At 66.1% G+C, this 24,863-nt stretch carries 23 protein-coding genes; 7 read left to right on the top strand and 16 right to left on the bottom strand.

Features of this window, described 5'->3' with window-relative positions; translation table 11 throughout:
• Positions 1 to 12: 12 nt before the first annotated feature.
• The 7 genes from FHX68_RS08295 to FHX68_RS08265 all read right to left on the bottom strand — a co-directional run bounded on the left by FHX68_RS08295 (position 13) and on the right by FHX68_RS08265 (position 8,357).
• Entirely contained in the window at positions 13 to 1,419 is a 1,407-nt protein-coding gene (locus tag FHX68_RS08295; RefSeq protein WP_170219053.1) for a hypothetical protein, read from the bottom strand.
• Between the two features lie 96 nt (positions 1,420 to 1,515).
• Complete coding sequence (locus tag FHX68_RS08290; protein WP_141380204.1) at positions 1,516 to 2,256, bottom strand: ABC transporter ATP-binding protein; 741 nt, start codon at positions 2,254 to 2,256, stop codon at positions 1,516 to 1,518.
• The gene (locus tag FHX68_RS08285) at positions 2,240 to 3,103 is read right to left on the bottom strand and encodes an ABC transporter permease (protein ID WP_141380205.1); all 864 of its coding nucleotides are present in this window, start codon (positions 3,101 to 3,103) and stop codon (positions 2,240 to 2,242) included. Before FHX68_RS08285 ends, FHX68_RS08290 begins: the two co-directional genes overlap by 17 nt.
• A 39-nt stretch (positions 3,104 to 3,142) precedes the next feature.
• A complete protein-coding gene (locus FHX68_RS08280; protein ID WP_229661405.1) occupies positions 3,143 to 4,057 on the bottom strand; it encodes a glycosyltransferase in 915 nt (304 codons plus the stop codon).
• A 32-nt stretch (positions 4,058 to 4,089) separates the two neighbouring features.
• Entirely contained in the window at positions 4,090 to 4,977 is an 888-nt protein-coding gene (locus FHX68_RS08275) for a glycosyltransferase family 2 protein (protein WP_170214212.1), read from the bottom strand.
• Positions 4,978 to 5,087: 110 nt separating this feature from the next.
• Positions 5,088 to 7,313, bottom strand: a complete 2,226-nt coding sequence (locus FHX68_RS08270; RefSeq protein ID WP_141380208.1) for a hypothetical protein — start codon at positions 7,311 to 7,313, stop codon at positions 5,088 to 5,090.
• Between the two features lie 312 nt (positions 7,314 to 7,625).
• Positions 7,626 to 8,357, bottom strand: coding sequence for a glycosyltransferase (locus tag FHX68_RS08265; RefSeq protein WP_242086314.1), 732 nt, complete (start codon positions 8,355 to 8,357; stop codon positions 7,626 to 7,628).
• 57 nt (positions 8,358 to 8,414) lie between these two features.
• On the opposite strand from FHX68_RS08265, the gene FHX68_RS08260 reads away from it, so the two are divergent.
• Positions 8,415 to 9,644 (top strand): lipopolysaccharide biosynthesis protein, encoded by a 1,230-nt coding sequence (locus tag FHX68_RS08260; protein ID WP_141380210.1) that lies wholly within the window; start codon positions 8,415 to 8,417, stop codon positions 9,642 to 9,644.
• On the opposite strand, the gene FHX68_RS08255 is transcribed toward FHX68_RS08260, so the two are convergent.
• The 5 genes from FHX68_RS08255 to FHX68_RS08235 are packed head-to-tail and all read right to left on the bottom strand — an operon-like array spanning position 9,645 to position 13,894.
• Positions 9,645 to 10,550: a glycosyltransferase family 2 protein gene (locus FHX68_RS08255; RefSeq protein ID WP_170214213.1), complete on the bottom strand. Its 906-nt coding sequence runs from the start codon at positions 10,548 to 10,550 to the stop codon at positions 9,645 to 9,647.
• A gap of 23 nt (positions 10,551 to 10,573) precedes the next feature.
• The gene (locus tag FHX68_RS08250; RefSeq protein WP_141380212.1) at positions 10,574 to 10,966 is read right to left on the bottom strand and encodes a DUF2304 domain-containing protein; all 393 of its coding nucleotides are present in this window, start codon (positions 10,964 to 10,966) and stop codon (positions 10,574 to 10,576) included.
• On the bottom strand, positions 10,963 to 11,739 hold the full coding sequence (locus tag FHX68_RS08245; RefSeq protein ID WP_141380213.1) for a glycosyltransferase family 2 protein: 777 nt from the start codon (positions 11,737 to 11,739) through the stop codon (positions 10,963 to 10,965). The genes FHX68_RS08250 and FHX68_RS08245 overlap by 4 nt, the downstream gene beginning before the upstream one ends.
• A complete protein-coding gene (locus tag FHX68_RS08240; RefSeq protein ID WP_141380214.1) occupies positions 11,736 to 13,682 on the bottom strand; it encodes a DUF6541 family protein in 1,947 nt (648 codons plus the stop codon). The genes FHX68_RS08245 and FHX68_RS08240 overlap by 4 nt, the downstream gene beginning before the upstream one ends.
• A complete protein-coding gene (locus tag FHX68_RS08235; RefSeq protein ID WP_141380215.1) occupies positions 13,682 to 13,894 on the bottom strand; it encodes a hypothetical protein in 213 nt (70 codons plus the stop codon). Before FHX68_RS08235 ends, FHX68_RS08240 begins: the two co-directional genes overlap by 1 nt.
• Here FHX68_RS08235 and rfbA point away from each other — a divergent pair.
• The 3 genes from rfbA to FHX68_RS08220 are packed head-to-tail and all read left to right on the top strand — an operon-like array spanning position 13,893 to position 17,183.
• Positions 13,893 to 14,762, top strand: a complete 870-nt coding sequence (gene rfbA, locus FHX68_RS08230) for a glucose-1-phosphate thymidylyltransferase RfbA (protein WP_141380216.1) — start codon at positions 13,893 to 13,895, stop codon at positions 14,760 to 14,762. The genes FHX68_RS08235 and rfbA overlap by 2 nt on opposite strands.
• Positions 14,762 to 15,763 (top strand): dTDP-glucose 4,6-dehydratase, encoded by a 1,002-nt coding sequence (rfbB, locus tag FHX68_RS08225; protein WP_141380217.1) that lies wholly within the window; start codon positions 14,762 to 14,764, stop codon positions 15,761 to 15,763. The genes rfbA and rfbB overlap by 1 nt, the downstream gene beginning before the upstream one ends.
• A 4-nt stretch (positions 15,764 to 15,767) precedes the next feature.
• Complete coding sequence (locus FHX68_RS08220; RefSeq protein ID WP_229661404.1) at positions 15,768 to 17,183, top strand: sugar nucleotide-binding protein; 1,416 nt, start codon at positions 15,768 to 15,770, stop codon at positions 17,181 to 17,183.
• A gap of 41 nt (positions 17,184 to 17,224) precedes the next feature.
• Here the strand turns inward: FHX68_RS08220 and FHX68_RS08215 are convergent, their stop codons facing one another.
• Positions 17,225 to 18,223 carry a glycosyltransferase family 2 protein gene (locus tag FHX68_RS08215; RefSeq protein WP_244926841.1) on the bottom strand — a complete coding sequence of 333 codons (999 nt, stop codon included), beginning with the start codon at positions 18,221 to 18,223 and terminating at the stop codon, positions 17,225 to 17,227.
• 141 nt (positions 18,224 to 18,364) lie between these two features.
• On the opposite strand from FHX68_RS08215, the gene glf reads away from it, so the two are divergent.
• The 3 genes from glf to FHX68_RS08200 are packed head-to-tail and all read left to right on the top strand — an operon-like array spanning position 18,365 to position 21,066.
• Positions 18,365 to 19,501 carry a UDP-galactopyranose mutase gene (glf, locus tag FHX68_RS08210; protein ID WP_141380220.1) on the top strand — a complete coding sequence of 379 codons (1,137 nt, stop codon included), beginning with the start codon at positions 18,365 to 18,367 and terminating at the stop codon, positions 19,499 to 19,501.
• Positions 19,502 to 19,525: 24 nt separating this feature from the next.
• Positions 19,526 to 20,326 (top strand): ABC transporter permease, encoded by an 801-nt coding sequence (locus tag FHX68_RS08205; protein WP_141380221.1) that lies wholly within the window; start codon positions 19,526 to 19,528, stop codon positions 20,324 to 20,326.
• Positions 20,326 to 21,066, top strand: coding sequence for an ABC transporter ATP-binding protein (locus tag FHX68_RS08200; RefSeq protein ID WP_141380222.1), 741 nt, complete (start codon positions 20,326 to 20,328; stop codon positions 21,064 to 21,066). Before FHX68_RS08205 ends, FHX68_RS08200 begins: the two co-directional genes overlap by 1 nt.
• A gap of 19 nt (positions 21,067 to 21,085) precedes the next feature.
• Here the strand turns inward: FHX68_RS08200 and FHX68_RS08195 are convergent, their stop codons facing one another.
• From FHX68_RS08195 to FHX68_RS08185, 3 genes are read right to left on the bottom strand one after another with little or no spacing between them, the layout of a single operon-like run.
• The gene (locus FHX68_RS08195; RefSeq protein ID WP_141380223.1) at positions 21,086 to 22,102 is read right to left on the bottom strand and encodes a glycosyltransferase family 2 protein; all 1,017 of its coding nucleotides are present in this window, start codon (positions 22,100 to 22,102) and stop codon (positions 21,086 to 21,088) included.
• A gap of 12 nt (positions 22,103 to 22,114) precedes the next feature.
• The gene (locus FHX68_RS08190) at positions 22,115 to 23,476 is read right to left on the bottom strand and encodes an O-antigen ligase family protein (protein WP_244926840.1); all 1,362 of its coding nucleotides are present in this window, start codon (positions 23,474 to 23,476) and stop codon (positions 22,115 to 22,117) included.
• A complete protein-coding gene (locus tag FHX68_RS08185; RefSeq protein WP_141380224.1) occupies positions 23,455 to 24,861 on the bottom strand; it encodes an O-antigen ligase family protein in 1,407 nt (468 codons plus the stop codon). The genes FHX68_RS08190 and FHX68_RS08185 overlap by 22 nt, the downstream gene beginning before the upstream one ends.
• Positions 24,862 to 24,863: the final 2 nt, after the last annotated feature.

Here is a 24,863-nt window from a genome sequence, read left to right as displayed (position 1 = left end):
GTGGTGGGGACCTCAGATCCGTGCAGTCTCGTCGGCTGCTTCCCGCACGATGACATCGACAATTCGCTGGGCGGCGCCCGGCTCGCCGAACAAGCGCAGCGTCGTCTGTCGCTGGATCTCCGCGAGCGGATCGCCGTCGCTGAGGATCGATTCGGCGACGATGCGCGCGCTGGCCACATCGTTGACCCGGTGAACTCCCTGGATGATCATCTCGCCAATGCTGTTGAACTGCACATGCCCGTCACGCTCGAGGAAGATGGTCGGCTTCGAGAGAACCTGCGACTCGGTGATCATGCTGGGTCCGTCGCTGACGACGAGATCGGCCGCGGCGAGGACGGGAGCGTACTCGCCGCGCCAGTACGCGGTGTTGGGAAGTCGTGTCCACTCCTCGAGCCAGGCGGAGAAGCTCGCCGAGTCGACGGGGCTCTCCGGGCGACGGAAAACGCCCGCGAGGTAGGGGTGATGCGCGAAGACGAAATCGATCCCCGGCTCCTCCCGCGCCCACCGCAGCATCTCGTCGCTCGTGCTCGGAAACAGTCCGAAGTCGTTCCACCCGTCGAGAATCGAGTGGTGCGCAGACCACAGGATGCGACGGCGGGAGGGTGCGGCCCCTTCGAGCGGCCAGGCGGGGACAGTGCGTCTCAGCGCGTCCGCTTTGGGATGTCCGACGGCTCGGTATTGGCGGCCTCCCGTCACGGTCTGGCGACGGGCGATTGCGAGGACGTCGTCGTTGGCGCAGAACACCAACCACGCTGCCCGATGCCAGTGCTGATCGAGAGCGCTGTCGACGGCGGGCTCGTCCCAGGGGACGTTCCGCGTGGGGTTAATCATTTCGTAGGGGATGAGCGCGAGCCGCGTCCACGCCAGGTTCTCTGCGGTGAACGCGGGGTCCACATCGGCGTCCCACTGCGACTGGCGGAACACGATGTCCGGATCCAGTGAGTGGATGAGCTCACTCGCCCAGCCCTGCTCGGCTTTTCGCAGCCGCAGATGGGGGACGTCCCGGTCGGCGAGGAAACGATGCACCCGTCCCTCTCCCTTCGGAGGCGCGTCGCCACCGTAGTGATGAGGGATGGAGACGACGATCGGATCGAAATCATCGCGAGAGCGCATGATCTGCACGACCTCTCCGATCGAATCCCACGCGTCCTTGTTGTGCACGAGGAAGACGACACGCAACGCGCGGCGCGCGAGCGTGCCGCGTCTGGCGCCGCGACCGGCCGCAGCTCGTACGTCGTCGAGTCGTCGGCCGACGTCGTCGAGTCGTCGGCCGACGTCGTCGTTTCGCCGGACCATCTCGGCGGTGGTCCGCGCCGTCGTGTCCTGCAATGCCGCAAGGTCCGCGCGAACGAGGCTCAGCTCTTCACGCAGAGAAAGGATGCCTTCGCTCATCACGCGTATCCGCGTGACCAGGTTCATGGCTCTCGTCATCGGGTTCCATCTGGCCATCCCTCGAGGCTATCCCGCCGTGAAGGCTGCGAGGCACGACGAGTCGTCGTGTCCCGAGATCACGCGTCAGCTGCGCATCTTGGCCACGGCGTCGCCGCTGGCACCGTCGAAGAGCACCTTGCCGTCGCGCAGGAGGATGCCGCGATCGCAGAGCGAAGAAACCATGTCCAGGTCGTGGCTCACCACGACCAACGTCTTCCCCTGTTCGTGGAGCGCGCGGATGCGAGCGAGGCACTTCTTCTGAAACGGCTCGTCGCCGACCGACAGAATCTCATCGATCAGCAGCACATCGACCTCGGTGTGGATCGCCACGGAGAAGGCCAGCCGCAGGAACATGCCCGAGGAGTAATGCTTCACTTCGGTGTCGATGAACTGCGAGATCTCGCTGAACTCGACGATCTCGTCGAAGCGTTCCTCGGTTTCCTTTTTGGTCATGCCGAGGATGGCGGCATTGAGGTAGATGTTCTCGCGCCCGGAGAGGTCGGGGTGAAATCCGGCTCCGACCTCGATGAGGCCCGCAACCCGTCCGCGCGTGAGGACTTTGCCTTCGTCGGGGGTCAGGACACCGGAGATCAGCTTGAGCATCGTCGACTTGCCGGATCCGTTGAATCCCAGCAGGGCGACCGACTCACCGGCACCGATCTCGAAACTCACTCCGTCGAGCGCGTGGAAGTCGGTCGTCAGCGGCTTGCGCTTGAGCGCTGCGACGAACGTCTCCTTGATGGAATGGGTGTGGCGAAGTTTGAAGTCCTTGTGCACATCGTCGACGACGACGCGCGGTATGGCGGCGTCAGAGGTCTTGAGCAAAGCGACCCTCCAGTCGATGGAACACGGCCTGACCGATTGCGAGGACGGCGACTGCGGTGACGAAAGCCCACCCGGTATACGCCCACAGATCCGGCAACGGCTGTGCGTTGCGGGGGTGGAGCGGGAACCAGATTCCGTAGTGGAAGAGCTCTACCGCGGGCGTGAGCGGGTTCAGGCGGTACACGGAGAAGAGCCACTCCGGCACCTTGGAGGCCACCATCTCCCAGTGATACATCACGGGCGAGGCCCAGACTGCGCACATCACGATGATCTCGACGAAGCTCTGCGCGTCGCGGAACGTCACGTTGATCGCTCCGAAGAGCATCCCCAGACCAGTGGCGAACACCGCGACGAGCACGAGCCCGAGCGGAATCGCGGCGATCTGGAGAAGAGTCGGTTGCCAGCCGAAGCAGAGCGCGATCGCGACGACGACGATGATCTGCGGGATCGTGTTCACCAGCGCCACGAGCATGCTGGAGACGGGGAACATTTCGCGGGGAAGGTAGATCTTCTTGATCAGCGCGGCATTGTCGACCAGAGAACGGGTGCCGTTCGCGAACGCTTCATTGAAGAACGTGACAATGGTGATACCCGCGAGGATGTAGATCGCGTAGAAGTCGATGCTCTTGTTCAGAGCCAGGAAGACACCGAGCGCGATGTAGAAGACGAGGAACTGCACAAGCGGCTTCACGTACGACCAGAGCCAGCCGAAGATCGACCCGCGATAGCGGACCTGGGTCTCCTTGCGGACGATGAGCGCGAGGAGATGACGATGACTGATGACGTCTCTCAGCCCGTGCCCGCGGCCGGGCTCCTCGAGCAAAGCGTCGTTAGTGCCACGACGCATGGTTACCTCCTGCGTTCAGGCGATGAGAGAGTGAGCGGATCACTGCGCCGGTGTCGGGACGAGGGCAACCCGTTCGGCCTTCGGATTGAAGCCGATGGCGGCGAGCAGGCGTCCGGTGATGCGGCGGCGTAGGCGCCACGGCACGCGGCCACGATGCATGAGGATCTCCACCCGTGCCACGAAACGCGCGTACGAGAGCGCAGACTCGTGGTGAAGGTGATACGAAGCCTCATTGCGGGCGCCGTAGGCGAACTTCCAGATGTTCTGATCGTCCACCTTAGAGAAGTCGCCGGCCACGTTCGTCGGCGTGTCATGGATCACTTTGCTGTCCAGCACGCAGACCCCGGGACCGATTCCCTCGCTCGCCATCCGCGCATACGCGGCGTCATCGAACCAGATGAAGTACTCGCGCAAGGGCAGACCAATCCGCTCCACGGTGGCACGTGAATACAGTGCCGACACGAAGGAGCACGTCTGTACGAGAACCGCACGTTGGTCCTGAACCCAGAGGCGCGCCCACTTCCAGTCCGGAGCTGCGATGTTCATCTCTGCGAGTTCCGTGTCATTGAAGTAGACCAGCGAGCACGCGAACGGGACGCCGCCGGGCATCGCCTGCATCGCCTCGTCGTAGCCGTTGACCAGGTGCTCGAGCGCTTCGGGTGACGGATAGCAATCGTCATCCATCAACCAGAACAGGTCGGCGCCGAGATCGTACGCTCGCTTCATGCCGGTCGCGAAGCCGCCCGCGCCGCCCGTATTGGTGGTGAGACGGGTGATGTCGAGACGAGGATCGGTGAGCTCATCGAGGTAGCTCGCCGTACCGTCGGTGGAGGCGTTGTCGACGATCACGACCCATTCGGGCGGCGTCGACTGGTTCGCGAGTGAGCTCAGAACGGTCTTGAGCTTCTCGAGTCGGTTGTACGTGACGACCACGGCGGCAACGCGCTGGGACACGGAGGGACCTTTCGCTGGGGAATGACTCGTGTTCATCGGCGACGACGGCGCAGCTTTGCGAACGGGCGGTGCAGAGCCCGGCGGACGGTCTGCTGGAGCGAGTAGTGCCGCACCGTTTCTTCGATGTACTTCGACAGATAGAGCAACCCGCCGATGCCGTTTCGATCGACGTACTCGCGCAACGCCTCGTCGCGGACCATCCGATCGAACTGCATGTGACCGAGGCTTTCGCCGAACACGCTGTTGGATGCTGCCCCGGTCGCCTGCGGTCGCTGATGCCAGAAGGCGAGCGGTTCCTCGCCGACGAAGAGGACTCGGCCGTGACGGACGAGGCGAAGGTTGAACTCCCAGTCGCCGACCACTTTCAGAGCTGGGTCGTACCAGCCGATCTCGTCGTACACCCGGCGACGCACGAGAAGCCCGATCGGCACGACGCGATTCGTCTGGAGCAGGTCGTACATCGTCACGATCTCTCCGGGCGGGACGAACGGCGCCCGCCCGAGTTCTGTGATGCGGTCGGCATCGACGCGCTCGAAGATGATCTCGGTCCGTGCCGCCGCGGCGACGGCGTCTTCATCGGCGTCGAGCGCAGCGACCATCACCTCGAGAAACTGCGGATCCCAGGTGTCGTCGTCATCGTGGATGATGACGAATTCGCTGTCGGCCTTCTGAGCGCCGAGGTTCGCTGCAGCCTCCATCGACCCGGTACCCCCGTCGACGTGGATCACCTCGACGCGGTCGTGAAAGGTTCGCTGCTGGATCAGTGCGTCGACGGGGCGGCGCTGGCCGCCGTCGTTCACGACGATCAGACGCCAATCATCGAAGGTCTGAGCGAGGACGTCGTCGAGTGCTCGCGCGAGGAGCTGCTCGCGATTCTTCGTTCGTATGACGACGGTGACTCGCTCGCGATGATTCGACACTCGGTAGACCCCTGAAGTAGCGCCGTGTCGCCGACTGTCGGCGAGCACAAGGATTCAGTGTATCCGACCGATCCTGGGCGACTCGTCGACGTCAGGCGCGCGTCGACTCCTTAGGTGGCAGGCCCTGCCAGCCATCCGAGTCGCTCCTCGGGGGCGAGCTGTTGGATGGATGGGAGGCGTCCTCCGCCCAGCGCGATCAGCGTCTCGAATCGCTGAACGTGCCGAAGCCTTCCCCCGCTGACGAGGTAGACCTCGGGGTACCCCGTGAACTGCACGAATGTCCCGTCTGGCTGCGGGGTTCGCGCGGCGATCGGTGATCCCACCGCGAACGCCGGCGCCGCAACGCGCGGGAGCGCCGCGATGTAGGGAACCCGTCCCTCGCCGAGGTGCAGCAGTGTCGCGAAGTCGGTGATGTGGTGGAGTTCGCCTTCGACGAAGCGATAGACCTCGCCGGAGTCTGTGAACTGTACGAAAGAGTTCTCCCGGACATTGGGAAGTCCGCCGATGCTGTCACCGTAGTCGTATGCCCCGGAGAACGCTGAGGGGAGCCGGGAGATGGCGGGCAGGCGACCCCCGCCGAGCGAGACGAGGCTTGCGTAGTCGGAGATGTGCCGAAGCTTGTCCTCGGTGTACCAGTACACCTCCGGCGTCCCGTCGAACTGCACGAACGCACCGTTCTCGATCGCGGGTGCGGTCACTCCCACCGCGTCAGCGGTCGCGCGTTGCCACCCGAGGATCACAAGCGGACGACCGGCGTTGAGGGTCGCCAGCTGCGCTTGCGTCCGGACGTGTTGCAGCTTTCCGTTGGTGACGACGTAGATCTCCGGTGCTCCGGGAACCTGAACGAACACGGGAGCAGACACAGAGCCCGCTGTCGGGAACGCGGCGCACTCGGCCGTGGAGAGCCCGATCGTCGCCAGACCGGTGTTCCCGCTCAGTTGACGCAGCGTTCCCGACGCCGCGATGTACTGATCCTTGGACCCGCATCGAACGACCGGCGCGAGATCGCTCTTGCTGATGACGCTCTTGCTGAGCGTGGCATCCGGCACCACTTTGTAGACGGTCGCTCCGAACTCAGCCGCGAGAGAGAAGCTCGGTATGTGCACGATCGTCGCGGTGGGAGTCGTCAGGTATACGTCTCCCGACGAGCTTCCACGCACCAGCGTGTTCGGCGTGAAGAAGGTCGCCCCACGAGGGATCCGACCGTGCGCCGTGGCGTCCATGGTCGCGACGTAGCCACTCTTCCCACGGGCGGCATACGCGTACGCGGGGGTGTCGTACACGTAGCGCTGGACGCCGTTGTCGAGGTAGTAGACCTCGCCGCTGTCATTGCTCGGCGTGGTGAACACTCCCACGTCCTCGCCCGTCGGGAACGCGTCGATGAGCGACGGTTCGAGGTTCACGTAGGAGGAGAAGGCGTAGCCGAAGAGAGCGATCTGGTCGCTGGAGACGAAACGGTGCTTCGTCCCATCCAACTCCAGGAGGTAGAGGGTTCCGCTGCGCGGGTCATGCACGTACCGCGTGAGCGTTCGACCGGTGGGGAGCGCGTCGAGGGCGGTGGCGGGAACGACCTGGAGCCCTCCCAGCCCGGCACCCAGCGCACGCAGGTCGGTCGAGGTCGCGACAGGATACTTCACGCCGCCGTTCAAGAGGTACACGCGGTCACGGGACGGGCCGGTGACGATCGGACCGTAGGCGCGCTGGGTGCTGCCGAACCAATCGACGAAGTAGTTGTAGAAGTTGCGGTTGCCGTACGACGAGCAGGAGTTCCCCAATCCGTACCCTGCGCCGATGGCCGCGCTGTTCGGCTGGTACGGCGTGTAGTAGTAGAGGTTGGCGGTCGCCTGGTTCTCGATGAGCACCGGGGACGTGCCGCACGCCTCATTCGGGTGGAGTCGTACGTTCCACGTCTTCCCCGGTGCGTACCAGGTGAAGAATTTGCTCGTGCCCGGCGGGTTGGCGTAGCGCTTGAACTGCCATGCCGCGCCCTGGATCTGGTTGAACAGCCCGTAATAGGTCGAATCGCACGCAGCGGTGTCCGGGCATCCTTGCCCCATCGCTGCCCGATACTGCCCCGACGTCGGCCACGTGTCAGTGATGAGCCCCTGCTCCTTCTGCAAGGTGACGAGGAGAACCTGCGGATTGATGCCGCAGGCCTGGGCGACCTTGTAGATGATTCGGGAGGCTCGCTCTGAGCCGCCGCCGGCGTAGGCCCCGCACATGGCGTCAGCCGGGATGGAGCGTGTCGTGTCGTACTTGTTCTTCAAACAGGTATACCCGGCGCGGCAATCCGACACCTTCGAGTCGAGGAACGCCTGGATCTGTGCCTCACTCATGGCCATCGAGTTGAAGAAGACCGCGTCACTGATGATGTTTCCAGGTCGGAAGGAAGACAGGTCCGCTGTCTTCTGGATGCCTGCATCAATATCAGCCAGAGCCGTGTCGACATCGACATCAGCCGAAACCGCATCGGTCGCCGCAGCAGCGTGCGCCGGTACGACTCCGAACGAGAGAATCACAACGGTTGCCATGACAGCGACGGCCGTCCACAGTCGGCGAGAGCGGCACGCGATCGATATCACGCTCCTATTGTGGCTTATGGGACGACAGTGAACTACTGAGAGTGTTGTCGAGTGTCGCCCTCACCGCTATCGACGCCGCGCTGACGCGAACGCGCGCACCAGCATCCATCGAGCCGCGAGCACGTGCCGGAGTGACCGTGGCCGTGGAGTGGATGCGTTGCCGGCGTGGACGCGTCGACGCAGGGTGGCGGCATCGACGTGAGTCATCAAGCCGTGCCGATTGGCGACTGTTGCGATCCAGAGGTCGTGCGACTCGCTCAGGTACGGAGGAAACGGCAAGACCCGTGACACAGCGTCGCGGCTCATCGCCATCGCACATCCGAAATACGGGATGTCTCCTGCAAGGATGAGCAGTTCGTTCCTCCACCGGCGGCGCGAGTCGGCCGCCTTCAGCAACCAGGGACGCCCTGTCAGCGGCGAGCGAAGCGCGTGATCCGAGCCGAGCAGAACGAGGTTGGAGGCAGCCACGCCTCGAGACAGTGCCGCCTGGGCGAGGAGGTCACGGCGACCGGGCAGCCACAGGTCGTCCTGATCGGAAAGAAGAAGGACGTCCCCGGTGGCTTCGCGCAGTGCGCGCTCGAAGGTGCGCACATATCCCTGATTGACGTTCTGCCGGATGATGCGGATCCGTGGATCGCCGATCGATTCGACGACGGCGACGGTGTCGTCCGTGCTGGCGTCGTCGACGATGACGAGTTCGTCGTCATCGACGAGTTGCGCCAGGATCGACTCGATCTGCGCGGAGACGAACGAAGCTCCGTTGTAGGTGGCCATGCACACGCTGACACGCTGGTTCACGGGGTTCGCCGCCTTCCGGGTTGGGGACGTGGCGATGACACACGTACACTTGCTCCGGTGCGCTCGCTTATTCTCAGGTTCGCGGGTTTCACCGGTGCGCCGATCATCTCAGCGCTTGCTCCGTTCATCATACTTCCCGTCGTCTCGCGCGTCGTCGGTGAGGCCGGGTGGGGCAACTTCTCGGCGGGCCAGTCCATCGGTGTCCTCGGTATGGTGGCCATCCTGTTCGGATGGGGCGTCCTCGGCCCGGTTCGTGTCGCTCGCGCCGAGTCCGACCGCGAACGGACGATGATCCTTCGCGAGAGTCTGCGTTCACGGCTGCTCCTGACTGCGATCGTCGTGCCGGTACTTGCCGTGGTGACATGGTTCGTGTGCACCGATTCTTACCGCATGGAGTCGGTGGCGGTCGCGGTGGCGATGTCCCTCGGTGGTCTCACCCCGGCTTGGTTCTGCATCGGAGAGGGCAATCCGAAGGGGGTGATGCTGTACGACGCGTTGCCGAAACTCGCCGCCTCCTTGATCGCGCTGCCGATCATCGCGATCTCCGGGCAGGTGATCTGGTACCCGATCCTGTTGGTGGTGTGCACCCTGCCGGCATTCGCCCTGCACGCATGGTCCACGGTCCGCACGCACGCGCATCCCGACCACCACCCACAGCCGGTGCGCTCGGTCTTGCGGAACCTCGTTCCGACGGCCGCGATCGATGCGACGGGAAACGCTTACGGTTCGACGGCGATCCCGATCGCGACGGTCGGACTGTCCTCAGCGGATGCCAGCGCCTTCGCCTCCGCCGACCGCGTCTACCGCATCGGAACGCTCGCGGTCGTCGCGGTCGGCAACGCCTTTCAGGCCTGGGTGTTGCAGAACGGAGCGCCCGATGCGCGCACCCGTCAACGTGTGGCCCTGTCCACCCACGCCGTACTGGGTGTGGTCGGCGGTGCCGGTATCGCGCTCTTGGGTCCGTGGGCGACGTCGATCGTGTTCGGGGCGCAGGTGGCTGCGCAGCCGGGGCCGAGCGCGCTCTACGCGATGGCTTTCGTGTGCATCTCCTTGGCCACACCGATGATCCGCAATCTGCTGATTCCGGCCGGTCGGTTCCGGGTGGTGCTTCTCGCCACGATTTCCGCTGCCGTCGTGGGGATCACCGTCATGTTGGCGGGCGCCTCGCTCGGATCGGCCAACATCATCGCGTTGGGCGTCGGCTTATCGGAGCTGACCGCGCTGCTTGTGCTCGCACCGCCTGCGATGGCGGAGTTCCGTCGCATTCCTCCCGCGCCGGGTTCCTGATCACGAGTCCTCGTGGAGCACCGCGCGCCACGAGATCGTGCGCGCGAGAGCTGCCTCCGCCGGAGGTATCCGGCCTCCGACGCCTCGTCGACCGTCCCGCGCGCCGGTGCGAAGCACGCGCCACATCGTGCGCCGCGGTCGAGAGAGAAGCAGTGCGAATGCGAAGTGCAGGCGATCGATGATGCCGTCCCGAAGCAGGCGAGCCGGGAAGTGTCGGAGATAGTCCTTCTCGATCAGAGTCCGATTGCGCACTCGGTAGTAGTAGCGGAAGGGCGAGCTCAGTGTCACGACTCCGACCCTGCGCAGCAGTGCTCCCCGCGGACGATACCGACCGCCCAGATGATGCTCGAGCCGTAGCCCAGGAACGCCGTAGGCGAACACGCCGGCGACCTCACATCTCAGCGCGTACTCCGTGTCGACGAGGTCGATGAAGAGTTCTTCACGGAAGAATCCGACCTTCTCCACCACGTCATGGGGGATCAGCATGCCCGACTGAATGGCGTTTCTCGCGGACAGCGGCGCCCCCCGTCCTCGGTGGACGGTCTGGTCGACGCTTGCGAAATACTGAGGGACGACGACCACGGGAGCCTGCGCCGTCTGACTCAGCTCGTCGTGCAGTTCTCGCAGACGCTTGACGAAATCGGAGGGTACGGACGAGTCCTGATCGAACGTCACTACGGCGTCAGCGCCCTGTGCGAGTGCATGTCGGACACCGACGTTGAGCGCGGCAGCGATGCCGACATTGTGGGGGAGCGCCACGACCTCCGCGCCAGCGGCACGAGCCACGGAGAGCTGCTGCTCCGCCCCGGCACCGCTGCCGTCGTCGACGACGACTACTCCCGTCGTCTGGCTGATGAGTCTGGTGACGGCTGGGCCGAGATCATCGGGGTGAAACGCGGTGATCACGCCCCAGACGCTTTTGAGCGACGTCACTCCGGGTCGGCCCCGGTGTCTTTGGTCGACTCGGTCTCGAGTGCGTGGATGCGATCTTCGAGCCGCGACAGGGCGGCGTCAGACAGGGCGCTCTCCTCGGCGAGTCGTCGGATCTCGTCTTCGGCCTGTGAGAGCTCCCAGGACAGGTGCAACGCGACGCCGAGCAGCAGCACGATGGCCAGGGCGAACAGCAGATTCGACGGCAGTTGGACGCCGAGCAAATCGGTCATCGCCGTGAGGAGCTGCGGGAACAGGCCGAGGATCAGTACTGCAAGGCCGATCACGAGCCACATCACCGCGTACTTCTCGCGCAGGGAGCGCTTCAGGAGCATCCGCATGACCACAACGAGAATGAGGAGGGCGAGGCCGACTCCGAGGAACACGATCATGACTGTCCATCCTCGGGGGTCTTGCGGCCCGGACGAACGACGGCCAGCGTCAGCGCGAAGACGGCACGCAACAGGTAGATCGTCGCACCCCATGTTCCTTGGGTTGAGGTCCCGTGCATGCGCGGCCGCATCGCCACCGGCACCTGAGTCACGCTCAGCCCCGCGTGCGATGCCGCGACGAGCGAGTCCAGCGTGTCGCCGAAGTACTCGGCGGGGTAGTAATCCACGTACTGGGCGATCGCGCGGGGGCCGGCGGCGCGAAAGCCGCTGGTGGCATCCGTGAGGCGCGTACCGGTCACGCGAGAGAGGGCCTTGGCGAGGACGATCATCGCCCAGCGTCGCGGACCGCGCACGTCGTAGTCTCCGACGTCGGCGAATCGCGCTCCGATCGAGATGTCGGCGCGCGTGAGACCGCTGAGCACGGCATCGATATCCGCGGGGTTGTGTTGGCCATCCGCGTCCACCTGAATCGCGCGACGGTAGCCTCGTCGTTTGGCGTAGGTGAACCCGGTGCGCATCGCCCCGCCCACGCCCAGATTGAAGGGCAAGCGGATGACCGACGCCCCCGCAGCTCGCGCGACGTCAGCTGTCCCGTCGCTCGATCCGTCATCCACGACGACGACGTCGTATCCGGGCCGCGCGGCGAGGATCTCGGATACCGTCGCGCCGACGTTGCGCTCTTCGTTCCATGCCGGGACGATGATCAGCGTCGACGGCGTCAGGTCGTCGTCCGGCGGAGAATCGGGCGCTGGTACACCTGAACTGACGCTCATCGGTCACACCCCACGACCTGATACAAGCGTGCGTCTCCCTGGCTGTCCACGAGGCGCACCGCAGTCGAGTCTTTAAGATCCTGGAGTCCGTCGAAGATGTGACGCGCGCCGTGAACCTCCCGTGAACCGAAGTCCAGCACGTACTCGACACCGAGGTTCGCCACCGCGGCGCATACCGCCGATCCCGGTGTCGCGTCGCGGAGGTCGTCGTTCACCTCGGCAAGGTCGTCGGAGATGACCATCTGGATGTGCGGCATGAGCACATGCCGACCCGTGAGCGCATATGCCACGGAGGTTCCCGTCCAGGGGTTCCCAGCGATCACCGCATCGGCGGGCACATGCTCGTCGAGACGCTTCAGAAGAGCCGCTTCATCGCTGCTCAGCAGTGGAGAATCGGGCGTGAGTGCGAAAGAGGCCGAGGCAGCGCGCTGGGCTTGCGGCATGGCGGAGAGGGGTCCGACCTGTGAGAGGACGAACGCCGCCAGAAGGACGAGTACTGCGACGGTGCGGCCGACGTACGGGCGCATGGACGCACTATTCGTGGCACGCTCCGTGAACGACCAGGCCACGGCCGCCCCGTAGGCCGCTACCGGGATCACCGCGACGTACAGCAGCGCGGCGAGACGGGGGATGTTGTTGTACCAGGAGGCAGTGAACAGGTCGCGGACGGGGAAGGGGATCGCGGCGGCCACCACGTAGAGGAACGCCGCGACTGCGTAGATGCCCACGGATGACAGCGAGGAACGGTCAGCGCGTCTGACAGCGGCGACGAGCCCGACGGCGACGGCGACCGCAACGAGGAGCGGGGCGTACGGATACCAGGGGTGCACCGTCACGACCCGAACCAGCGCTTCGTTCACGTTGATCTCTGGCTGCCAGCCGCGCGCCAGCGCGGGCGGCCGAAGCGCATAGAGCATTCCCGCCGAGACCAGCAGATACGTCGCGCTGCCGGCAAGAAGCGCGGTCCGTGCGCGGCGAGACGGATGCGAGCGCCAGCGTGTGATGACGAAGACGAGGGCAAGCGGAGCGGAGAGTGCAAGCCAGGCCATCACCGCGCCGGGGTGCACGAGCGCCAGGCCGGGCATCAGTCCGACGAGCGCGATCGCCCACCACAGCGTTCCGAGCTCATTATTCGCGGTCGCCAGTCGGAGGAGGCGTGCGCTGACGGCGAGCGCGATGGGCAGGAGCGCGACTCCGAGCTGGAACGGGTACAGGACGCCGTAGTCCATCAAGAGCAACGACAGCGGGACGGATGCGGTGACGACGCCGGTGGCCACCGAAATCGCGACAGACCGTCCGAACAGCGTTCGGGAGAGAAAGAGCAGGCCGAGGGGTGTCACGAAAGCCGCGATCGCCAGCACCGCACCGTTGATGGCGATCGGGATGCTGGCGCCCGTGAGCTGCACGACGAGCGCGACGAGTCCGTGCCATGCAGACGGGTAGAAGGAGGGTGATCCGCCGGGATTGGTCATGTAGCCGATGTCCAGGGCGGAAGCCGATCCCGTGTCGAGCACCCAGCGAACGGCGTTCAGATGGAAGACGTTGTCATACGTCTGCGAGATCCGATCCGGTTCCTGAATCGTCGCGATGACGCGAGCGGAAAGAAGCGCGACGGCGATGAGGAGTCCAGCGAGAAGCCAAGGGTCGAATGCCCCGCGCTCCCGCTGCTCTGCCACGGGTTGCCAGCGTCGTGTCGCCCAACGGACGAGGGCGAGAACCGCGCCGATGAGGATCGCGACGGCGAGGACTCCGATGATCCCCCACGGGATGTGCAGCCAGGGCATGACTATGGATGCGATGGCGATCACCGTCATCGTGAACGCGGGAGCCACGGCGATGGCTGTGAAGCTCCGCAACCCGATGATGCGTGCGAGCGCGACGCCTATCACGAGCAGGACGGCGATCGTGACGAGAGCGACGGCGACCAAAGTCAGCCACGACATCACTGCCGCCCCTCCGGCGGTGTCGCGTCAATCATGAGATCCTTCGGTTGGCGGGAATGACATGCCGCGCGCGGCGGACCACAGCTGTCAAGCGTATCCCAGTCGACCTGGGAGACCTCGACATGCGGCCGGGCCTTCGAGTTCGGGCGCGAAACAATCCGCGAGCGGCGCGGCACGGGTTCTGATTCGCCCATGGAAGAATCGGTGACCATGAAAGGCATCATTCTCGCGGGCGGCTCGGGTACTCGGCTGCACCCGATCACGCTGGGCGTGTCCAAGCAGTTGATCCCGGTCTATGACAAGCCGATGGTCTATTACCCGTTGTCGACGCTCATGCTGGCGGGGATCGATGACATCCTGGTGATCACGACGCTGCACGACGCGCCGTTCTTCGAGCGCCTCCTCGGCGACGGGTCGCAGTTCGGCATCCGGCTCACGTTCGCGCAGCAGCCGTCGCCGGATGGTCTCGCGCAGGCGTTCACGATCGGTGCGGACTTCATCGGTGACGAGAAGGTCGCTCTGGTGCTCGGCGACAACCTGCTCTACGGGCCGAGCCTCGGGAGGCAGCTGAAGCAGTACGCCGACGTCGATGGCGGGGCGGTGTTCGCGTACTGGGTGGCGCAGCCGTCGGCGTACGGCGTGGTCGAGTTCGACGAGGCGGGGAGGGCAGTGTCGCTGGAGGAGAAGCCCGCGACCCCGAAGAGCAACTATGCCGTTCCCGGCTTGTACTTCTACGACAACGATGTCGTCGAGATCGCCCGGAACCTGGCTCCCAGTGCGCGGGGCGAGTATGAGATCACCGACGTCAACCGGGCCTACCTGGACCGCGGAAAGCTGCAGGTCGAGGTGCTCCCGCGTGGCACGGCGTGGCTCGATACGGGCACGTTCGATCAGATGACGGATGCCGCAGAGTACGTCCGCACGATGCAGCGCCGCACCGGCATGTCGATCGGTGTGCCCGAAGAGGTCGCCTGGCGGCAGGGGTTCCTGACCGATGACGAGCTGCGCACCCGTGCCGAGAAGCTCGTGAAGTCGGGCTATGGCACCTACCTTCTCGAAACCCTGGAAAGAGGCCGCTGATGGCGCGCAACCTGTTGGTCACCGGCGGTGCCGGCTTCATCGGCTCGAACTTCGTCCACCACGTGGTCGACCACACCGACGACCACGTCACGGTGCTCGACAAGCTCACCTACGCCGGCAACCGCGCCTCGCTCGACGGACTCCCCGAGGACCGCGTTGAGCTGGTCGTGGGCGACATCACCGACGCGGCCCTCGTCGATTCGCTGTTCGAGAACGCGGATGCCGTCGTGCACTACGCCGCGGAGTCGCACAACGACAACTCGCTGAACGACCCGCGCCCGTTCCTCGACACGAACATCATCGGCACGTACACGCTGCTCGAGGCCGCCCGCAAGCACGGCACCCGCCTGCACCACATCTCCACCGACGAGGTCTACGGCGACCTCGAGCTCGACGACCCGGAACGGTTCACCGAGAACACCCCCTACAACCCGTCGTCGCCCTACAGCAGCACGAAGGCGGGCTCCGACCTGCTCGTCCGCGCCTGGGTGCGCTCCTTCGGAGTACAGGCGACGATCTCGAACTGCTCGAACAACTACGGCCCGTACCAGCACGTGGAGAAGTTCATCCCCCGACAGATCACCAACGTGATCCGGGGCATCCGCCCCAAGCTCTACGGCAAGGGAGAGAACGTCCGCGACTGGATCCACGCCGACGATCATTCCTCCGCAGTCCTCACGATCCTCGACAAGGGCGAGATCGGGGAGACCTACCTGATCGGTGCGGATGGGGAGAAGGACAACAAAGACGTCGTCGAACTGATCCTGACCCTCATGGGCCAGCCCGCGGACGCCTACGACCACGTCACCGACCGCGCCGGCCACGACCTGCGCTACGCCATCGACTCGACGAAGCTGCGCACCGAGCTCGGATGGCAGCCGCAGTACCGCGACTTCGAGGCCGGCCTCGCCGCCACGATCGACTGGTATCGGGCGAATGAGGCGTGGTGGGCCGCCGACAAGGACGGCGTCGAAGCGTTTTACGCGTCGAAGGGACAGTGACCCCGTGACCGAGTACGGCAAGGCGCTCAGCGTGACGGAGACGTCGATCCCGGGTCTGGTCGTCTTCGACCTGCCGGTGCACGGCGACGCCCGGGGCTGGTTCAAGGAGAACTGGCAGCGCGAGAAGATGACAGCGCTCGGCCTGCCCGATTTCGGGCCGGTGCAGAACAACATCTCCTTCAATGACGCAGTCGGCACCACCCGTGGCATCCACGCCGAGCCGTGGGACAAGTGGGTGTCCGTCGCGACCGGGCGCATCTTCGGCGCGTGGGTGGACCTCCGCGAGGGCACGTCGTTCGGTGCCGTGTACACGACCGAACTCGACCCCTCGAAGGCGATCTTCGTGCCTCGCGGCGTGGGCAACTCCTACCAGACCCTCGAGCCCGACACGGCGTACACCTACCTCGTCAACGACCACTGGTCGCCGGATGCCTCGTACTCGTTCCTGAACCTCGCCGATGAGACGGCCGCGGTCGAGTGGCCGATTCCGCTCTCCGACGTCGAGATCTCACCGAAGGACCTCGCCCACCCCCGGCTGGCCGACGTGACTCCGATCCCGCCGAAGAAGATCCTGGTGATCGGCGCGAACGGACAGCTCGGACGCGCTTTGCACGCCGAGTACGGCGACGAGCCGCACCTCGAATACGCCGACCGCGCATCGCTCGACCTCGCCTCACCCGGCCTGGCGTCGGCCCGGCGCTGGCGCGACTACGGCACGATCATCAACGCCGCCGCGTACACGAAGGTCGACCTCGCCGAGACGCCCGAGGGCCGAAAGGATGCCTGGGCCGCCAACGTCACCGGTGTCGCCGCGCTCGCACGGATCGCGACGGAGAACGGCATCACGCTCGTGCACGTCTCCAGCGACTACGTCTTCGACGGGACGCAGGACCGGCCCTACCGCGAGGACGACCCGCTCTGCCCGCTCGGCGTCTACGGACAGACGAAGGCGGCCGGTGACGCGGTCGTGTCGACCGTGCCCCGCCACTACATCGTCCGCACGAGCTGGGTGATCGGCGACGGCAACAACTTCGTCCGCACCATGGCGTCCTTGGCCGAACGCGGCATCGACCCGAAGGTCGTCGATGACCAGGTCGGACGTCTGACATTCACGGACGACATCGCCCGGGGCATCCGACACCTCGTCGACACCGGCGCGGAGTACGGCGTCTACAACCTCACCGGTGCCGGCCAGCCGCAGACCTGGGTCGACATCGCCCGCGAGGTGTTCGCGCTCACCGGGCACGACCCCGCCCGGGTGACGGGTGTCTCGACGGAGGAGTACTTCGCCGCGGCGACCAGCCCTGTGGCGCTGCGGCCGCGAGGCAGCGTGCTCGACCTCGGGAAGCTCGAAGCGACGGGGTTCACCCCTGAGGCGAGCACCGAGAGCCTCGCGCGCTATCTCACGCGGGCCGTCTGAAGCGCAATGCCGATGACCGGTCGGTCGACCGACCGGGCGGGTCACCGGAAAGCATGGGAGAGAAGCCTAGACGCTCCTCCACCATCGCGATGGTGGAGGAGGGCTCCGGGAACCTCGCTCGCCGCGTTGAGGCGCGACACGACGTGATGGCGAGCGATTCGGGCTGCCCGAGTCCACCCGTGTTCTTGGAATCTGAGCGCGTATGCGAGGAAGAACTCTCTTTCCTGCGCGAACCGCTCGCCCGTACGCGCCGCCGCCATCGACGCGGATGCGCGGTGGCGACGGTACCGGAAGGTGAGGGGGTCGAGGATGACCATTCGGCCACCGTCGAGAGCGATATCGAGGATCAGGCCGAGGTCGAGCGCGATCGCGTAGCGCTGATCGAAGCCCAGACGGCGTGCTCGTTCGGTCCGCCAGAGGAGCGAAGGGAAGTAGGCCCAGTCGGCGCGCGTGAGGCTGGACGCGAAGGACTCGCCCTGCAGTTCTCTGTCGCGCCGCCTCGTGCGTGGACGGAGCGCTGCTTTGACGATGTCGGGGAGCGGACGAGACGGCCGTCCTTCGTCGTCGATGATCTCCACGCGCGTCTGGATGAGATCCGCCTCGGGGTAGCGCCTGCGAGCAGCGTCGAGGACTTCGAGATGGTTTGGGAGCATGAGGTCATCACTGCCCATCATCACGAAGTGATCGGCTTCGACGAGCGCGAGGCACAGCGTGAAGTTTCCGGCGACGCCGAGATTGCGCTCGTTGCGCACGTGGACGACACGTGGATCGTGGAGCGAATCGATCCACTCTCCGGCATCGCCTTCCGGGCTCGCGTCCTCTACGCAGACGAGACGGAACCGCGTGAATGTCTGCGAAAGAACGCTCTGCACCGCCAGCCTGAAGTGGGCGCTGTCGCCGAAGTACGGCAGCATCACATCGATCGTGTCGGTCATGCGTCTGCCCTCTCGATGGCGCCTTGGGGAGCGAGGAAGCGGTCGGGGCGGTGTGATCTCGCCAGCGTCAGCCTGATGGAAAGAGTCTATCCGGGCAGGTTTCACACACTCGACGGACTGCAGGCCCGCTGACCGATGGCGCCCCGTGAATTCGTCCGTGACGCCGTGGGCTAAACTCTTCCGAGCGGTCGACCGGTTCCCGAGCCAGTGTCCCGCCCACATCTCACTCGACGAACGGCGTTATCCATGGATCTTCTCATCGTCGGCTCTGGTTTCTTCGGTCTCACGATCGCTGAGCGGGCCGCGGCGGCGGGCCGTCAGGTCACGGTCATCGATCGTCGCCACCACATCGGCGGGAACGCGTTCAGTGAGGCTGAGCCGACAACGGGAATCGAGGTGCACCGGTATGGTGCGCACCTGTTCCACACGTCGAACGCGACGGTGTGGGAGTACGTGAACCGGTTCACGACGTTCACGAACTACGTGCACCGCGTGTACACGAATCACCGGAACGTGGTGTTCCCGTTGCCGATCAATCTCGGCACGATCAACCAGTTCTTCCAGGCGGCGTACACGCCTGATGAGGCGCGCGCGTTGATTCATGAGCAGGCGGGGGAGTACGACCCGAAGACCGCGCAGAACCTCGAGGAGCGGGGGATCGGTCTGATTGGTCGTCCGCTGTATGAGGCGTTCATCCGCGATTACACCGGCAAGCAGTGGCAGACCGACCCGAAGGAGCTGCCGGCGGAGATCATCAGCCGTCTCCCGGTGCGGTACACGTACGACAACCGGTACTTCAACGACACCTGGGAGGGTCTCCCCACCGACGGGTACACGGCCTGGTTGGAGCGGATGGCAGATCACCCGAACATCGAAGTGAAGCTGTCGACCGACTACTTCGACGAGTCGCAGCCGCTGAACAAGAAGGCCACCGTCGGCCAGGTGCCCGTCGTGTACACCGGGCCGGTGGACCGGTACTTCGATTACACCGAGGGGGCGTTGTCGTGGCGCACTCTGGACTTCGAGGAGGAGGTGCTGGAGATCGGCGACTTCCAGGGCACCAGCGTGATGAACTACGCGGATGCCGCGGTGCCGTTCACCCGCATCCACGAGTTCAAGCACTTCCACCCCGAACGTGCTGACCGGTATCCGACCGACAAGACCGTGATCATGCGGGAGTTCTCCCGGTTTGCCACGCGCGAGGACGAGCCGTACTACCCCGTGAACACCCCCGACGACCGGGCAGGTCTCCTCGCCTACCGCGACCTCGCCAAGGGCGAGCAGGACGTCCACTTCGGCGGACGCCTGGGTACCTACCAGTACCTCGACATGCACATGGCCATCGGGTCCGCCCTCTCGATGTGGAACAACCAACTCGCCTGACGCGCACCTCATAGACTCGAACCCGTGACCACCGCCGTCGTCGGCGCCCCAGGCTCCGCCCGGCGCAACCTCCACTCGCTGTGGTTGTTGTCGGCGCGCGACCTCAAGGTGCGCTACTCGACCAGCGCGCTCGGCTATCTGTGGTCGATCCTCGATCCGCTCGTGATGAGCGCGATCTACTGGTTCGTGTTCACGCTGATCTTCCAGCGCGACGGCATCGGCGGCGAGCCGTACATCGTGTTCCTGCTCGTCGGGCTTCTCCCCTGGGTATGGTTCAACGCATCGGTCATCGACTTCACGAAGGCGTTCCGGAAGGATGCCAAGCTCGTCCGCTCCACGGCCATCCCACGCTCCATCTGGGTGGGCCGTATCGTCCTCAGCAAGGGCATCGAGTTCCTCTTCTCGATCCCCGTTCTCATTCTCTTCGCGCTGTTCGCGCAGCCCCGCGTGCAGTGGAACCCGCTCATCCTGCTCTTCCCGCTCGGCATCGTGCTGCAGGCGGTGCTGCTCGTCGGCCTCGGCCTGCTGGTGGCGCCGCTGTGCGCACTGTGGGGCGACCTGGAGCGGACCACCCGGCTCATCCTCCGCGCCCTCTTCTATGCGTCGCCCATCATCTACGGACTTTCCGACCTCCCCTCGCCCTTCCACGAGATCGCCCTCTTCAACCCCCTCTCGGGAATCTTCACGCTCTACCGATCCGGTATGTTCCCCGAGGAATGGAACCCGCTCGCGGTGTCCGTCGCCGCGGCGATGTCGCTGGCCTTCCTCGTGCTCGGCGCTCTCGTCTTCCGGCGCCTCGAGCCGTCGGTGCTGAAGGAGCTGTGATGAGGGAGGAATTCGCCATCCGCGTCGACGACCTCGGCGTGCGCTTCCGCCGTCGTCGGCGCGGTGGTCGGACCCTGAAGGATCTGTTCGGAGGGTCGGCGCGGCGCATGCGGCCGGGAGCGTTCTGGGCCCTCCGCCACGTGACGTTCGACGTCGCCCAGGGCGAGGCGATCGGCATCGTCGGTCGCAACGGACAGGGGAAGTCCACGCTGCTGAAACTTGTCGCGGGCGTCCTGCTGCCCGACGAGGGATCGGTCACCGTCCACGGGGGAGTGGCACCGCTCATCGAGATCACCGGCGGCTTCGTCGGCGACCTGACCGTACGGGAGAACGTCCGTCTGACCGCGGGCCTCCACGGCATGTCGAAGACGGCGATCGCTCGCCGTTTCGACGACATCATCGCGTTCGCCGAGCTCGACGACTTCGTCGAGACTCCCTACAAGCACCTCTCGAGCGGCATGAAGGTGCGCCTCGCCTTCTCCGTCGTCTCGCAGCTCGACGAGCCGATCCTTCTCGTCGACGAGGTGCTCGCGGTCGGCGACAAGGCGTTCCGCGAGAAGTGCTATCGCCGCATCGACGAGCTCCTCGCCGAAGGTCGCACGTTGTTCTTCGTCAGCCATAACGAGAAAGACCTGCGCCGCTTCTGCACGCGAGGCCTCTACCTCGACAAGGGCGCGCTGAAGCTGGATGCCCCGATCTCGGACGTCCTCGACGCCTACAACGCCGACTATAACCGCTGAGTCGCCGCCCGCTCGGACCTCAGCCCTCGGCGCCCACGAGCGCCGGCATCGGCTGCCAGTCGCGGTCCCGGGCGATCTTGCGGCCGTCGCGCAGCCCGCGGAAGAGGTTCGAGGTGCCCGACACCTTCCGCTCCACGAACAGCAGGCGGATGAGCTCCTTGCCGAAGGTGAGGGCGGTGCCGAGGCCGAACGCCACCGGGTGGTAGACGCCGGCTGCGCGGTAGTACTGCTTGATGAGGGCGCGGTTGCGCATGATGTAGTACCGGTAGGCATCCGATGACGCGTTCATGTGGCGGATGCCCATGTCCCACTGCTTGATCTCGCGCGTGCGGCGCAGCACGAACTCGTTCACGATCACCGACGTCGTCACCCGGGAGGCGAGCCAGCCGTAGGTCTGGTCGTCCCAGTAGATGAAGAACCGCGGGTCGGGCAGGCCGATCCGGCCGACGATGTCGCGGTGGATGAACATCCCCTCGAAGCAGCCCGAATTCATCTCCTTGTAGCCCGACGCGTCGAAGCCGCTCGGCGCGAACGGGATCGGGATGCCGAGACGCTCGGCTATGCGGTACTGCCAGTAGAACTCGCTGCCGTCGAAGTCGTAGCGCCGGCCCTGGATCGATTTGAACCGCGGCGCCCACGCGCCCATGCGCGCGAGCCCGTCGGGCATGACCTCGACGTCGTCGTCCATCACCCAGATCCAGGTCGACCCCAGCTCGTAGGCGATGCGCATGCCCTCGCTGAACCCGCCCGACCCGCCGGTGTTCGTGTCGAGGCGCCGGTAGACGATCTCGGTTCCGGACGCGCCGATCCGCTCGCGGTACGACTCGACGACCTCGGTGGTGTCGTCGGTCGACGCGTTGTCGACGATGACGACGTGCCCGGGCTTCGGGTCCATCGCGACGATCGAGTCGAGCAGCCGCGTCAGCAGTGCCGAGCGGTTGAACGTGACGACCGCGATCGTCGCGCTCGACGGTTCGAACGGCGCGGCGGAGGGCGCGTCACGCGAAGCAGGGCGCGGAGAAGTGGGGAGCGTCATGACCAGGCGATTCTACCCCGGCGGAAGTGTCGGGATCGTGCCCGTCGCCGGCGGGCCGCCCGCCCCCAGCCGCTCCCGCCACCCCCGCGACTGACCGGCGCGCACCGCGCACAGCACGAGCAGCAGCCAGCCGAGCCCGAACAGCGCCACCGACTCGAACACGCTCGTCACGGCGAGGGTGATCACCATCAGCGGCGTCCACGCGTACACCACCGAGCGCCGCTGGCTCGCGTCGACCCACGACCGCACGAGGGCGAGCCCGCCGAACGCGCACACGAGCAGCACCCCCACCCAGCCGAGCTGCAGCTGTACGTCGACGTACGCGTTGAGCGCCGTCGTGTGCCGCTGCGACAGCAGCTGGTTGATCGAGGCGAACGGCTGCTCGGAGACATCCCACGACCCGAACCAGCCCCACCCCTGCACGGGCCGCCGCGCCGAGAAGTACCGCGCCATCGCCCACAGGTTCGACCGCATCGCCAGATCGTCCTTCGCGCCGAGCAGGTCGATGATGCGCGCGCGCTGCAGATACACCACCACGGATGCCACGGCGACGACGGCTCCCACCGTCCACTGCACGCGCGTGCGCTGCGCCGCCGGCACCGCCCGCACGAGGGTGAGCACGGCGGTCGCCGCCCCCACCACGACCGCGAGCACCAGCACCGTCGGCGACGCCGACAAGAGCCCCAGCGCCGCGCCGAGCGACAGCGAGAACACCGCGACCCCGGGCCGCACCGAGTGGGTGCGCATCTCGACCGCGAAGGTGATGAGCGCCACCACCGCGACGAACCCCAGCATGTTGCGCGTGCCGAAGATGCCCTGGATCGGTCCGAACGAGGCGATGTTGCCCTGGATGCCGAGAAAGCGCAGCGGCGTGTCGAAGATGATCCCGCTCAGCACCTCGAGCACGAGTGAGACCGACAGCGCGGCCCGGAGCACGTCGCCGAGCGCCCGTACGGTCTGCAGCGTGTCGCGCACGTGCCCGATGGTGACGGCGAGGAGAGCCACGGCCGCCATGGCCGTCCACCGCCAGAAGCTCGAGAACGCATCGGTGCTCCAGAACACGCTCGCGAACGCCCAGGTCGTGAACATCAGGAGCGTCGTCGGCACGAGCCGGAGGAACGAGATCTCCTCGCGGCGTGCGACGAGGATGCCGATGGCGACGACGCACAGGCCCGCGATGATCGTCCGGAGGGTGACGATACCCGCCACCGCGACGATCAGGTGCGTCCCGACGAGCGTCGCGAATACGGTCAGCGTGAACGCCCGCGCGAAGTCGGCCGAGGCCGCGAGGCGCTCGAGCGCACCCGCGACGCCGTGCGCACCGGAGCGGCCCGGCGCACCGGCATCCGACGTCATCGCGGAGCCCGCTCCCACTCGCCCTGTTCCCCGACGAGCCGCTGCTCCGACGCGCCGCGGCCGACGAGCGGCGCCTGCTTGATCTTGAACGCCAGCATGACGAGGAACAGCCAGCCCCAGCCGAGCAGCGGCGCGGACTCGGCGAGCCCCTGCACGAGCAGGATCGCGCCGGTCAGCGTCGGAACGAGCGTGATCGGCGAGTACGGCCGGGTCGCCACGAGATCCCAGCGCGGGCGGTCCACCGCGAAGAACCACGAGCGCCATACGAACGCGAGCATCGTCAGGGCGATGAGCGCGACACCGATGGCGCCGAGCTGCAGGAAGACGTCGAGCCACATGTTGTGCGCCTGCATCACCGTCTCGCCGTGGTCGACGATCCAGCCGTCGAAGTGCGGCTCGGTCGGCACCCACGGGGTCGAGAAGCCCCAGCCGTGCCAGGGATGCTCGACGGCGCGCTCCCACACCGCCGCCCAGATCGTCTCGCGGCCGGTGAGGTCGGCGGAGCGCCCGAGCGCGGAGAAGATGCTCCCCCGCAGCAGCCAGAGCGTCGTCAGGCCGCCGAGCGCCACGACGGCGTAGGCGAGGTAGAACCGGGTGCGCCCGCCCGGCCGACGGGTGGTGCGCATGAGCAGCACCGCCGCGAGCACCACGACGACCGCCGCCGCCGCGAGCGACGCCGTCACCGACCCGGCGCGCACGAACAGGAACGCGGCGAGCAGGAACCACAGGGCGAGCAGCGTCCGCCGGGGCGCACGCGAGGCGAACTGCACCGCGAACACGATCATCGCGAGCAGCGCCGCGTAGGCGAGCGGGTTCGCGTTGCCGAACAGCCCCTGGATGCGCCCGCCGTCGAAGAGGTTGTCGCGCGACCAGTACACGATCGGGTCGTAGTGCACGCCCGCCTCGGGCCGCACGAAGCCGGGCAGAATCGGCCCGCCCCAGACGAGCGAGACCCACAGCTCGAACAGGATCGACAGCCCCAGGATCCACTTCAGCGCCGACGCGATCGCCCGGATCAGCTCGCGCCAGGTCAGCACCGCGCCGACGAACATCGCCTGCACGGTCGTCGTGAGCAGGAGCAGCAGCGTCAGCGCCGTCGCCGAGGGGTACGCGCTCCAGAGGAGGGATGCCACGGCCCACACGACGTACAGGACGGCGAACCAGGGCAGGCGCCGCCACTGCACCTCGGGCCGCAGGATCACCCACAGCACCCCCGACACGAGCCCGGTGCCGACGGCGACGATCGCCGAGACGAGGGGGCCGAACGCCATCAGCCAGGAGGTGCCGGCGACGGCCGCCGCGATGACGAAGATGCACCAGCCGCGCAGCAGCAGGTGGCCCGTCGTCTCGCGGAGCGGAGCCGAAGGCGGCGCCGCGACGGGATGCTTCGTGTGGACGACCATGG

The sequence above is a fragment of the Microbacterium lacticum genome, from assembly GCF_006716815.1.
Classification (GTDB): domain Bacteria; phylum Actinomycetota; class Actinomycetes; order Actinomycetales; family Microbacteriaceae; genus Microbacterium; species Microbacterium lacticum.
The sequence above is the reverse complement of the archived record's forward strand: the minus strand, read 5'-3'. Positions and strand labels throughout refer to the sequence as shown.

Coding starts and splice junctions, on each gene's coding strand:
- FHX68_RS08200 (WP_141380222.1), top strand. CDS start 20,326: ATGAGGGAGGAATTCGCCATCCGCGTCGACGACCTCGGCGTGCGCTTC.
- rfbB (WP_141380217.1), top strand. CDS start 14,762: ATGGCGCGCAACCTGTTGGTCACCGGCGGTGCCGGCTTCATCGGCTCG.
- FHX68_RS08185 (WP_141380224.1), bottom strand. CDS start 24,861: ATGGTCGTCCACACGAAGCATCCCGTCGCGGCGCCGCCTTCGGCTCCG.
- rfbA (WP_141380216.1), top strand. CDS start 13,893: ATGAAAGGCATCATTCTCGCGGGCGGCTCGGGTACTCGGCTGCACCCG.
- FHX68_RS08250 (WP_141380212.1), bottom strand. CDS start 10,966: ATGATCGTGTTCCTCGGAGTCGGCCTCGCCCTCCTCATTCTCGTTGTG.
- FHX68_RS08285 (WP_141380205.1), bottom strand. CDS start 3,103: ATGCGTCGTGGCACTAACGACGCTTTGCTCGAGGAGCCCGGCCGCGGG.
- glf (WP_141380220.1), top strand. CDS start 18,365: ATGGATCTTCTCATCGTCGGCTCTGGTTTCTTCGGTCTCACGATCGCT.
- FHX68_RS08245 (WP_141380213.1), bottom strand. CDS start 11,739: ATGAGCGTCAGTTCAGGTGTACCAGCGCCCGATTCTCCGCCGGACGAC.
- FHX68_RS08270 (WP_141380208.1), bottom strand. CDS start 7,313: ATGAGTGAGGCACAGATCCAGGCGTTCCTCGACTCGAAGGTGTCGGAT.
- FHX68_RS08295 (WP_170219053.1), bottom strand. CDS start 1,419: ATGAACCTGGTCACGCGGATACGCGTGATGAGCGAAGGCATCCTTTCT.
- FHX68_RS08195 (WP_141380223.1), bottom strand. CDS start 22,102: ATGACGCTCCCCACTTCTCCGCGCCCTGCTTCGCGTGACGCGCCCTCC.
- FHX68_RS08235 (WP_141380215.1), bottom strand. CDS start 13,894: ATGGTCACCGATTCTTCCATGGGCGAATCAGAACCCGTGCCGCGCCGC.
- FHX68_RS08240 (WP_141380214.1), bottom strand. CDS start 13,682: ATGTCGTGGCTGACTTTGGTCGCCGTCGCTCTCGTCACGATCGCCGTC.